This is a genomic window from Paenibacillus sp. J2L1-98 (assembly GCF_056269405.1).
Window position 1 is genome coordinate 23296 of the sequence record NZ_JBWDNW010000037.1, and the last position, 11173, is coordinate 34468.

Annotated in this window: 9 protein-coding genes, 1 tRNA gene and 1 rRNA gene; all 11 read right to left on the reverse strand. The window is 47.5% G+C overall.

From position 1 onward, the window contains the following. Positions 1-48 precede the first annotated feature (48 nt). Complete coding sequence (locus tag AC0YNZ_RS30290) at positions 49-1380, reverse strand: amidohydrolase family protein (RefSeq protein WP_475830093.1); 1332 nt, start codon at positions 1378-1380, stop codon at positions 49-51. Positions 1381-1393: 13 nt separating this feature from the next. Next, the gene (locus tag AC0YNZ_RS30295) at positions 1394-2656 is read right to left on the reverse strand and encodes an allantoate amidohydrolase (RefSeq protein WP_475830094.1); all 1263 of its coding nucleotides are present in this window, start codon (positions 2654-2656) and stop codon (positions 1394-1396) included. Next, complete coding sequence (hutI, locus tag AC0YNZ_RS30300) at positions 2631-3926, reverse strand: imidazolonepropionase (protein ID WP_475830095.1); 1296 nt, start codon at positions 3924-3926, stop codon at positions 2631-2633. Before hutI ends, AC0YNZ_RS30295 begins: the two co-directional genes overlap by 26 nt. Positions 3927-3940: 14 nt before the next feature. Beyond that, entirely contained in the window at positions 3941-4132 is a 192-nt protein-coding gene (locus tag AC0YNZ_RS30305) for a hypothetical protein (protein ID WP_475830101.1), read from the reverse strand. 124 nt (positions 4133-4256) lie between these two features. Beyond that, complete coding sequence (locus AC0YNZ_RS30310) at positions 4257-5720, reverse strand: DHA2 family efflux MFS transporter permease subunit (RefSeq protein WP_475830096.1); 1464 nt, start codon at positions 5718-5720, stop codon at positions 4257-4259. A 215-nt stretch (positions 5721-5935) separates the two neighbouring features. Further along, positions 5936-6778 carry a carbohydrate ABC transporter permease gene (locus tag AC0YNZ_RS30315; protein ID WP_475830097.1) on the reverse strand — a complete coding sequence of 281 codons (843 nt, stop codon included), beginning with the start codon at positions 6776-6778 and terminating at the stop codon, positions 5936-5938. A gap of 30 nt (positions 6779-6808) precedes the next feature. Next, a complete protein-coding gene (locus tag AC0YNZ_RS30320) occupies positions 6809-7699 on the reverse strand; it encodes a carbohydrate ABC transporter permease (RefSeq protein ID WP_110774297.1) in 891 nt (296 codons plus the stop codon). Positions 7700-7792: 93 nt separating this feature from the next. Then, the gene (locus AC0YNZ_RS30325) at positions 7793-9151 is read right to left on the reverse strand and encodes an ABC transporter substrate-binding protein (protein WP_475830098.1); all 1359 of its coding nucleotides are present in this window, start codon (positions 9149-9151) and stop codon (positions 7793-7795) included. A 268-nt stretch (positions 9152-9419) separates the two neighbouring features. Next, positions 9420-10409 carry a glycoside hydrolase family 43 protein gene (locus AC0YNZ_RS30330; RefSeq protein ID WP_475830099.1) on the reverse strand — a complete coding sequence of 330 codons (990 nt, stop codon included), beginning with the start codon at positions 10407-10409 and terminating at the stop codon, positions 9420-9422. A gap of 455 nt (positions 10410-10864) precedes the next feature. Next, positions 10865-10940: transfer RNA gene (locus AC0YNZ_RS30335), tRNA-Val, on the reverse strand. Between the two features lie 134 nt (positions 10941-11074). Then, positions 11075-11173: ribosomal RNA gene (locus AC0YNZ_RS30340) — 23S ribosomal RNA — on the reverse strand; the annotation flags it as partial.

Consider the following 11173-nt stretch of genomic DNA (forward strand, 5'->3'; position numbering starts at 1 on the left):
TTTCTCTTGATGCAGATTCAATGATTACTCAGCACCCGCAAGTAAATGCTACTGCCTTCCATCGAACATTTGCCATTTCTCGAACAAACGGTCTACTTTGTTTACGATCGACTTTTCCGAAATTGTTGCAAGCTCTCCGTCGTTCACAATGAATTTCCCGTTCACCACAACATCGCTTATGGCATTCGGCTGCATGGCATAGACAACGTTCGCGAACAGCTCCCGCTTTGGCGACAAGGAAAGGTCATCCAGATTGAGCGTTACGAAATCGGCTTGGTAACCTTCTTGCAGAACGCCTACGGGCAGTCGCAGAAGTTCTCCGCCAACCTTCGTCCCCATATCGAACACTTGCTTTGCATTAATGCAGGTGCCGTCCAGTCGGGTTACCTTTTGGAGAAGCGAACACATTCTCATCTCTTCGAATACGCTGATCCGGTTATTGCTGCAAGCCCCGTCCGAGCCCAGCGTGATCCGAACGCCGGCTTGCGCGAGGTCCGGTATGCACGTTACGCCGTCGGATAGAAACATGTTGCTGGAAGGACAATAGGCCAAAGCCGCATTTTTCTCGCCTAACAGCCGGATCTCCGAATCCTCGAGCCAGACCAGATGAATCGCAATCATTCTATCGTCGACTACCCCAAGATTATTCAAATAATGAACGGGCCTAAGCTTATATTTCTCCAGCGTTTCTTCCACCTCGAACATCTCTTCCGCAACGTGGATATGAAAAGGGGTATCTAGCTCCTGGGCTAAACGGTGTCCCGCCTTAATCATCTCCGGAGAAGCGCCATGCGGACTATGAGGGGCAGGATGGATCGTAACCATCGGATTCCCTTGGTATTTCTTGGCCAACTGGCGGGTCCGGGACACCGCATCCTGAACGGTCTCTTGATAGCTCAGGGGAGCACCGTCCCAATCATACATCGTTCGTGCAAGCACCAGACGGATTCCCAAATCCTGCGCTGCTTGAATAACCGCTTCGTCAGTGGCCGTTCCCCCGTTATGGACATAGAAGAAATCGCTGACGGTGGTCACGCCGTACTTCAGCATTTCGCCGAATGCAAACAATGCACCGGTATAAATCGCTTCTTCATCCAGAAGAGGCGTATACTTGTAGAGGGCGTTGTCGCGCCATTCCAGGAAAGGGCGGTCAACGGCGATCCCTCTCAAGAGGCTTTGAAAGGAGTGGTTATGAGCGTTAACAGTGCCCGGTACGATGGCTTTGCCGCTCAAGTCCGTTTGCTCGGCTCCTGCATACTTCGCTTCCAGCGCTTGACGCTCTCCGATTTCCTTAATGACACCATTCTCGACAAGCATCGCGAGATTGTTCTGAAACTTTTCTTTATAATAAATAGAATCGGCTGTATATAATTGCGGCATAACGGTTCACTCCCTATCTGTTCAATCGTTGATCCAGTTCCAAAATGGTTTGAAGCAGTACGTTGGCTGCCTTCTCAATGTCTTCCATGCGGCTCTCCTCATCCGGACAATGGCTTTTACCGCCAATACTCGGCACGAACAGCATCCCGCTTCTCGTGATGGAAGCCATATGAGTCGCATCGTGACCAGCCATGCTGCCCAGCAAATAATACGGATAGCCTAATGAATGCGCCTGCTCCTGACTGACTCGAATGACCTCGTCATCCATGGGGGCCGGAGGCTGATCCAGCATGACCGTTCGCTGCACAATGGCGCTGCGCTCCTGCTCGATCACCGAAATAAAGCTTTCCCAAGCCGTGATAACCTCTTGAATTTCCTCGCGGCTTTTCCCGCGTATTTCCACGATGAACTCTACCTTCTCGGGGATGATATTAGCGGCATTCGGTGTTATAAGCATTCTCCCCACCGTACCGACAACTTCACTAGCCGGATGGTTCCGGCATACCTCTTCCAGTGCCAGAACGATCTCGGCAGAAGCGGTCAATGCGTCGTTCCGATCCTCCATCAACGTGGTACCGGCGTGATTCGCTTCACCGGATACAACGACTATTTCCCGGTAAATGCCGGTTATCGCGGTTACAACGCCAATGGGAATATTCCGTTCCAATAACCGTTTTCCTTGCTCAATGTGAACTTCAAGAAATGCGCTCAATTCCCCCGGACTGCGGGCGGCATCTTCAAAACGGTCCGGATCGCCTCCCGCGCTCCGCATTGCCTCCGTCAAAAGCTGTCCGGCCGGATTTTTCACGTCCATAATATCCGTTCTTTTCAGTTTCTTCGTAACAGCCCTGCTGCCGAATGTCGATAACCCGAACGGATTCGGCTCCTCCGCGCTGAACGAGACCAGCTCGAGCGGATGTCTCGTCACAATCTCATGTTCGTGCAGAAGTCTCATCACTTCTAGCGCAATCAAAACGCCCAGCGCGCCGTCATATTTGCCGCCATTAGGTACCGTATCGATATGGGAGCCGAAAGCGATAGCAGTCAGAAATGGCTCGCTACCCTTCCGCATTGCCCATATATTGGCCGCTTGATCGACCCTGATATCCAAAGCTATCCCGGCGAGCTGTTCCTTCAGCCAATCCCTCGCTGCCAATTCCGCAGACGTGAAGGTAGTCCGGTTGAGCCCGCCATGTTCGTTCCTGCCGAACATGGCCAAAGCACTGATGCTCTGCTCTAAACGAGCCGGGTTAACCCGTAGCTGTTTTTTTTCCAAGCAAAACACCTTCCTTAACCGCAATTTCCCCATTTTTAATAACGGTATCAACAAGATTGACGGCGAAGTTATATTGAAGCATTTGATAATTAGAGGCATTAAACAAAACGATATCCGCTTTCTTCCCGACTTCGATGCTGCCGATTTGATTCGCTCTACCAATCGCATGAGCCGCATTAATCGTAGCGGCTGCAAGCACCTCGGCTGGCGTCATTCGCATCGTTATGCAGGCAGCGTTCATAACAAACGGCATCGACTGGGTTGGAGATGAGCCGGGGTTGCAATCGGTGGATAGCGCTACAGCTACCCCTTCCTCAATCATCGTTCGAGCCCTTGCCGGCTGCTCCATCAGGAAGAAGGCTGTCGCCGGCAATAGAACGGCAATCGTATGACTGCCGGCCAGCTGGCGGATTCCCTCATCGGACGCCTGCAGCAGATGCTCAGCGGAAACAGCGCCTACTTTAACCGCCAACTCGGCTCCGCCGGTATAAACAATCTCATCTGCATGGATTTTCGGCTTTAAGCCATACCGTTTGCCGGTTTCGAGTATTCGTTCGGACTGCTCGACCGTGAACACCCCGTCTTCGCAAAATACGTCGCAGAACTCAGCCAGATTTTCCCTCGCTACGAGCGGTATCATTTCATCGGTTATAAGACTGACGAAGGCTTCTGGATTTTCTTTGTACTCAGCGGGAACAGCATGGGCTCCCATAAACGTGGATACCAAATCGACGGGATGAAGCTCATTCAGCTTGCGGGCGGCGCGCAGCTGTTTCAATTCATCCTCAACCGTCAAGCCGTACCCGCTTTTGGCTTCTACAGTCGTAACTCCGTGCTGCAGTAAACGGTTCAGCCGCACATAGGATTGCTCAACCAGTTGTTCCAAGGTGGCCTCCCGGGTACTTTTCGTCGAGCTCAAAATACCGCCGCCCTGTTTTAAAATATCGATATATTTGATGCCCTGCAGCCTCATCTCGAATTCTTTCTCCCGGCTGCCCGCGAATACGAGATGGGTATGAGGATCAACAAGTCCAGGCGTGACCACTTTGCCCGCGGCATCTATTGTCGTTACATATCCCGACAATGTATTCATAAATTTGGCTGCCTCTTCATCCGTACCTACAAAAGCAATAAGGTCATCAATTAATATGACGCTGCCATTCTCAATAATGTCCAGCTCAGACATTTCCCGTCCCCGCTTTGGCAAATGGCTAGCCCCTTTAACGGTTACGACCTGGTTCGCGGATTTAACATAAATAATCGATTTCATTTCGCAGCCACCCTTTAATCCAACGATGGAATTTGAATGCCTTTTTCTTTGGCCGTTCGAATGGCCAGATCATAACCCGTATCAGCATGACGCACGTATTTTGTCCAGCTCGCGGAACTTATCCCAATTCGCCCAGGCTGCCATCCTCTGGTCTGTAATTCGATGCCCCTATGGGCTTTTATAATCAAATGATTTGTTGTACTCATAGTATATGCCTCCATAAAAATTCCAGATATTTTTTATAAAGCTCCAGCCTTTTTTATTAAAATAAAAGCCGCTTATCACTCTAGAAACGAGTGAAAGCGGCTTTATAATTGTGAAACCATTTTTTTATGCTGTTTCCTTTAGCTTCTTAGCCTTCAAGCCTTCCGTCCGCTTCACCTTACCTACGAATAGGCTGAGCGGCAGCGCGACGGCTGCAACCAATGTTGCAACGACATACACATCATTCACACTCATCGTGAACGACATCATCTCAATGTGTATCTTGTCGACATCGCCCGCCTTCATATAGCCGGCAGCATGCGTAACCGATCTGGAAGCGAGCATGGTCGTGAAAATCGCAATGGCGAACGAGCCGAACACGTTCCGTGTCCAGTTCGTTATCGCAGATGCATGACCCGACAGCTCAGGTGGAATTTGCTCCATTGCCGCGTTGCTTGTCGGCATAACGACGAGCGCGATGCCGATATTGCGTACGATCATCCACCAGATAACGTAAGTATGCGAGACATCGATGCTTAACCAGCTTAACGCAAGCGTACCTATCGTCAGCAGCAAAATGCCGCCCGACATCAGCCAGCGTGGTCCGATAATGCCGTACAGCTTTCCGACGACAGGCATAAGCAAAGCCATCGCCAGAGAAGCCGGAAGCAATATCATGCCCGTATCCATCGCGGAAACATGCTGAATTCTTTGAAGAAATACCGGTGTCAGCAAGGTGCCTGAATACAAGCTGATCGTAATGATGTTTGATATAATCGCATTTAAGGTAAACCGCCCGTTTTTGAATACTCGAATATCGAGTAACGGCGATTCTGTCGTTAGCTCCCGCCATATGAACAGAAGCAGCGTAACCGCCCCGAGCACGAACAAGGATACGATCTTCCACGATCCCCAGCCCCAGTTATGGCCTTGCCCCAGCGCAAGCAGCAAGGACGAGCTGCTCACAATAACCGTCAGGAAGCCAAGTCCGTCGAAGCTCTTCGGTACATTCATCCGGTAATAAGGAATATAAGCATACACGAACAAGATTGCGACCAGCCCAATCGGAATGTTCATAAGGAACAGCCAATGCCAATTCAGATTTTCCAGCACCCAGCCGCTAATGGTGGGACCGAAGGCTGGCGCCAGCATGGCAGACAAGCCCCAGAACGCAACCGCCATCGCTTGTCTTTCTCTTGGAATAATTTGATAGATGATAGACATTGTGGCCGGAATAATCAAGCCGCTGAACGCCCCCTGCAGTACGCGAAATGCAATTAATGAGCCTTCGCTCCAGGCAGTTGCGCACAAAACCGACGTCAATGTGAACCCGATTAACGAGAAGAGATACAGACGTCTAAAGCTGAATCTCTCGCCTAAATAACCGGCGATCGGCGCTGTCGTTCCCATTGCCAGCATAAAGCCGGTTAACGTCCACTGCACAGAGCCAAGCGTCGTCCCAAAATGATCCTTTAAAATTTCAAGCGCCAAATTGATCGAAGCCGATGCCAGTACGCATAGAAATGAACCGATAAAGATTGCAGCCATTATAGGCCAAAAACGCACCTTCTGACTTTCAGCCTGATTCATGTATTCTCCCACACCCTTTATTAATACTTTATAACTTAACTATTATATTTTAGTTCTAAAGTAATTACAATGGTAAGTCTTTTGCCGGCTCTTCCCGAGGCGGATCGACAGGAGATTGGAAGAACTCGTCTGGTGCGCACTGAAGGGAAGAGAGAGGCGGCCAGCACAAAAAAAGCCCCGGAGCGCTTTGCCCGAGGCTTTGTTGCATGTATTTCCTACCCTTTGACGCCAGAAATAGCGACAGACTCGATAATTTGCTTTTGAAATACCAGGAATATGATGAGCATAGGCAGCAAAGCAACGAAGGATGCAGCCATAATGAGCGGATAATCCGTTTGAATCGCATAGGTCGCATTAAAATTCGCAATAACGAGCTGAAGCGTTTGCTTCTCCGGCGAATTCAAATAAATGATCGGCGCCAAATAATCGTTCCAGATTCCCATGAACCACAAAATAACTTGCGCGGCTACTGCCGGGCGGATTAACGGGAATACAATCTTTGTGAAAATGCCAAAGTAAGAGGCACCGTCGATTTTCGCCGCTTCAATAATAGCGCCTGGCACGCTGGTCAAATATTGGCGAAGGAAGAAGATCATCATAATATTTCCGAACAAACCCGGTACAATAAGCGGCTTGAGCGTATCTACCCAACCGAATTCGGAGAACATGATGAATTGCGGAATCATAATAGCCGGATATGGAATCATCAAGGATGAAAGCAATAGCATGAAAATTTTGTTTTTATGCGCAAAACGAAGCTTCGCGAATGAATAAGCCGCTAGGCTCGAGGTGAACGTCCCTATAATCGTGACGCACACCGTAATCAGCAGGCTGTTCTGAATACCGCTGAGCAGCGGCCCCTTGTCCCAAATTTCCGCGTATTTAATGAAGTCGAACTTCTCCGGTATCCATACGGGCGGCAAGGCGAACACTTCACTCTTCGTCTTAAATGAAGTCGAAACCGTCCATGCAAGCGGAGCAATCATAAATACAGCGCCTATACTGATAAGTATAAAGACGAGTGCATCCGTAATCTTAAATTTTTTGGCCGATAGCATAGTCAGGGTCACTCCTTTCCTCTGTTGTCGTTATTCCAGATCCTTCGACGATTTTTCATTCATCTTGAATTGAACAAGCGTCACTACGAAGATGAAAATGCCAAGCAGCATCGCCATAGCGGAGGCATAGCCCATTTGCAGGTTGCCGAACGCCTTCTGCCAAACATAGAATACGACCGAGGCAGAGCTGTATTCCGGACCGCCCGTTGATGTCATAATGTTTATTTCCGTAAAAATTTGCGCGCCGCCGATCACTTTCGTTACAACGATAAAGAAGGTAACCGGTTTAACCATAGGAAACGTAATATGTTTGAAGATTTGAAAGCCGTTTGCTCCGTCAAGCTGAGCAGCCTCATAATAGTCCTTAGGTACGCTCTGAAGCGCTGCCAAATAGAGCAGCATCGAGTAACCGAGGTTTTTCCATACCATCATAATAATGAGTGCCGGTTTCACCGTATATTTATCAGTCAACCAGTTGGGGCCCTCAATACCGAATAGAGCAAGAAACTGATTAACTAAACCATAGTCGCCGTTATAAGCCCATTGCCACAAAATTGAAATCGCCGCGAGCGAGGATATGACCGGGATGTAGTAAACGACGCGAAACGTTGTCGTACCGAACATTTTACGGTTGAGCCCAAGAGCTAGCAGCAAGGCTAATACTATTTCTATTGGTATGCCGATCATCATGAACAATGTGTTGAAGCTGGCCTTGTGGAATTGTTCGTCCATAAATATTTCTTTAAAATTGGCCAATCCGATAAAATCCATCCGGCCTAAGCCATCCCAATCGGTAAATGAACCGTAGAGCGAATATAACAGCGGATACAAAGTAAACAAGAGAAATCCAAGAACGGGAGCAAGTACAAATAAATACCCGTAGTAGCTTTCTTTGCGATAGAGATTCGACTTGGTTTTCATCTTCCACCCCTGATTCACCCGGCAGAAGAGTGATGCTGGCTCTATGGGAAGAACTAACATCACTGCTTGCGGGTTAAAAATGATAAGCTTTTATTATTTCTTTGATTTTGATTCTTGTTCAATCGCTTTATCAAGCAAGCTTTGCATTTTTGGTTGCTGCGATTTCACATAATCTGCAGCCGTAACCTTGCCGTCAAGTACGGGTTGAATATCCGTGAAGAACAATTGGTACCATTCTGCATTGTAAGTCAGTGTGTTAGGCATTGGTTTACCGTAGTCTTGAACGATATCAAGGAATTCTTTCTTGTTAGCCGGTTTCGTTTCCGAATTAGCAGCCCAAGTTTCAGCCATGTCAATCAGGTTAGGAATTTGAACCTTAGCATCTACCAGCTGTTGCTGACCTTCAGGTGAGGCCGTCAAGTACGTAACAAGCTTAGCAGCCAGTTCAGGGCTCTTCGAGTTATTGGATACGCCGATACCGAGCGATCCTACGAAGGTTGCCGATTTGCCGGTGGAGCCTGCAGGGTAAGGAATAAGATCATAATCGAATGGCAATGTTTCATAAGTCGCCAGATCCCAAGGACCTACAGGGAAGAACGCCAACTCGCCTTTCATCCAGCGCTGGTAAGTATCCAGTGTTGCTGCATCTTCAATTGAAGGCGTAATTTTGTAAACATTTTGCATGTCTGCGAAGTATTGCAGCGCTTCCGCAAACTTAGGATCATCGATCGTTACTTTTGTGTTTGTCTCATCGAGCCAGTCAGCGCCGTTGCTCCATACGAAAGCTTGCAAAGCCCAGTTTACGTTAAAGCCTGTGCCGTATTGATCGATTTTTCCGTCGCCGTTGTTATCCTTCGTAAGCTGTTGGTTTACTTTAATGAACTCGTCCCATGTGTAAGGCTTATCTTTATCCGGCAATGGAATACCAGCAGCTTCAAACATCGTTTTGTTGTAGCCAAGCGCGAAAGGACCAACGTCCTTCGGCAAGCCGTATATGCTGCCTTGTCCTACAGTTTCACCGTCATATCGGTAACTATCGACGCCGTATTTCCAGATGTTATCGAATTTCACGTCGGATACGTATTCCGTAATATCTTTAAGTACGCCGCCGTTTGCATACGCTCTCAGATCGCCCGGATCAAAGTAGAATACATCCGGAACGCTTTTGCCTGTAATGGCAGCTTTCAATTTCGTTGCATATTGATCGCCTGTTGTCGTAATGATTTTAACTTTAACGCCGGGGTTGTCCGTTTCGAATTTCTTCACTGTTGCTTCATAAGCTTTTTGCTCTTCAGGACCGCCTCTAAACATAAACGAAATTTGTTTCGACTCTGTTTTCTCGCCTGTGCTGCCGGAATTTCCTGAATTGTCTTTACCACCGCATGCTGACAGCACTAAGATCAACGACATCATGACTGCAAACACGGAAAGTAATCCTTTTTTCTTTGCCACCTAAACCCCTCCTAAATGTATTGCGTTTACATTAATTAGCGCCAAATATACGACGTGAGCATATTTATTAAGTAATTAATGTTTTTATTAAATTTATAATAATGCAAAGCGCTTTCACTGTCAATAGATGTCGAAAGGTTACTGAGATATGCTGTTTATCGCTTTTTTTATCATAGAAGCTGCGGATTACGACTCGTTTTGTCCATTTGAAGAATTTCATATCACAAAAATATGATGTTATTAATAAATAAACGAATCATCAAGCGAGCTATTCGACCCTCATAGCGCTATCTGCAACCGGGATGCCAAAATTCGGGGTTCCATCCGGGTTCCAGCCAAATACTTGAGCACGGGTGTGGCGATTTGGATCATACAGCGGATCACCAACAATCTCTTTATAGTTCCGTGCATGATAAACAATAATGTCCTGCTCGCCGTCCGGGCTCACCGTAAAGCTATTATGGCCAGGACCGTACTGGCCTGTCGTTTCGTTCGTTTGAAATACAGGCTCAGCTGTTTTAGTCCAGGAAGCCGGATTAAGCAAATCGCTCGTATCCGGCGCCGAGAGCAGACCCATGCAGTAATTAAAATCGGTAGCGCTAGCAGAAAAGCTGATGAAAATTTTACCGTTACGCTTCAATACCGCCGCGCCTTCGTTGACAAGGAAGCCGATTTTTTCCCAATCGTATTCCGGAGTCGCAATCATAACCTGCTTACCGCTAATCGTCCAAGGGTTGCTCATAGGAGCAATATATAAATTAGAATTTCCGGTAATCGCCGGATCCTTCTGAGCCCATACCAAATACTGAACACCCTCATGCTGGAATGTGGTAGCATCAAGGGCGAATGATTCCCAATTTGCTTTAATTTGCCCTTTTTCCGTCCAACTGCCCTCCAGCGGATTAGCAGAATCATTCTCGATAACAAACATGCGATGATCGAATAATCCGTCCACCGTCTCCGAGGTTCTTGCTGCTGCAAAATAGATATACCATTTGCCCGCGATAAAATGAATTTCCGGCGCCCAAATGTTTGCGCTCATCGGGCCTGTCTCATATTTTCTCCATACGACTACGGCCTCCGCTGATCCCAGCTCTTGAATGGTCTTCGCTCTTCTTACTTCGATACGATCATACTCAGGCACGGAAGCGGTAAAATAATAGTATCCATCCGTATGCTTATACACCCATGGATCGGCCCGTTGTGGAATTACCGGATTTGTAAACTGCTGCGATGCTGCTGCTTGTTTGCTTAACATGTCATCAAAACCCCTTTTTTAATAGTTATTTCGCTATCATGCCTCAGTTGGCTCACCTGTTGCCCACAACGAATTCGAGTGTGGAGCAATCCGGGCATAATAGTGCTTAACAACATCACACAAACGTTTATATACTTATTTATTAATTCATGTCAAAGTGAATTTTATCAACTGGATGATACTATTGTCAATTATAAATTTATTAATCATTTCATTAATTTATTAACGATTAGTGATGATGCGGACCGAAAACAAAAAAAGAGCTGCCCGATTGTCCATTTTACTGGATAAAAGGGCAGCTCTCTCGATTGAACGCTGCACGTTAAATATATTAAACTATGTCCGTATGGGCGATCAATGCCGGCGTTGAAACAGCATGCTGTGTCTTCCGGATGCAGCCGCCTGAAAATAAAAAAACATTGTTCACAAGGAACAATGGCTGCTTTAGATAGTAATGGTGGAGGCTGACGGGATCGAACCGCCGACCCTCTGCTTGTAAGGCAGATGCTCTCCCAGCTGAGCTAAGCCTCCATCGAAACAATAAAACCCACCGGATGTGGGGTGTTTCTTGACGCATTTGCGCCCTGAAAACTGGATACGAAAGTTAGGTTTGCTGAACCTTTTAGCTGCTGTCTGCCGGATGTATGGGTCCTGGCAAACGTCTTTAGGATAAGCCCTCGACCGATTAGTATTCGTCAGCTCCACACATTGCTGTGCTTCCACCCCGAACCTATCAACCTCGTCGTCTTCAAGGGGTCTTACAT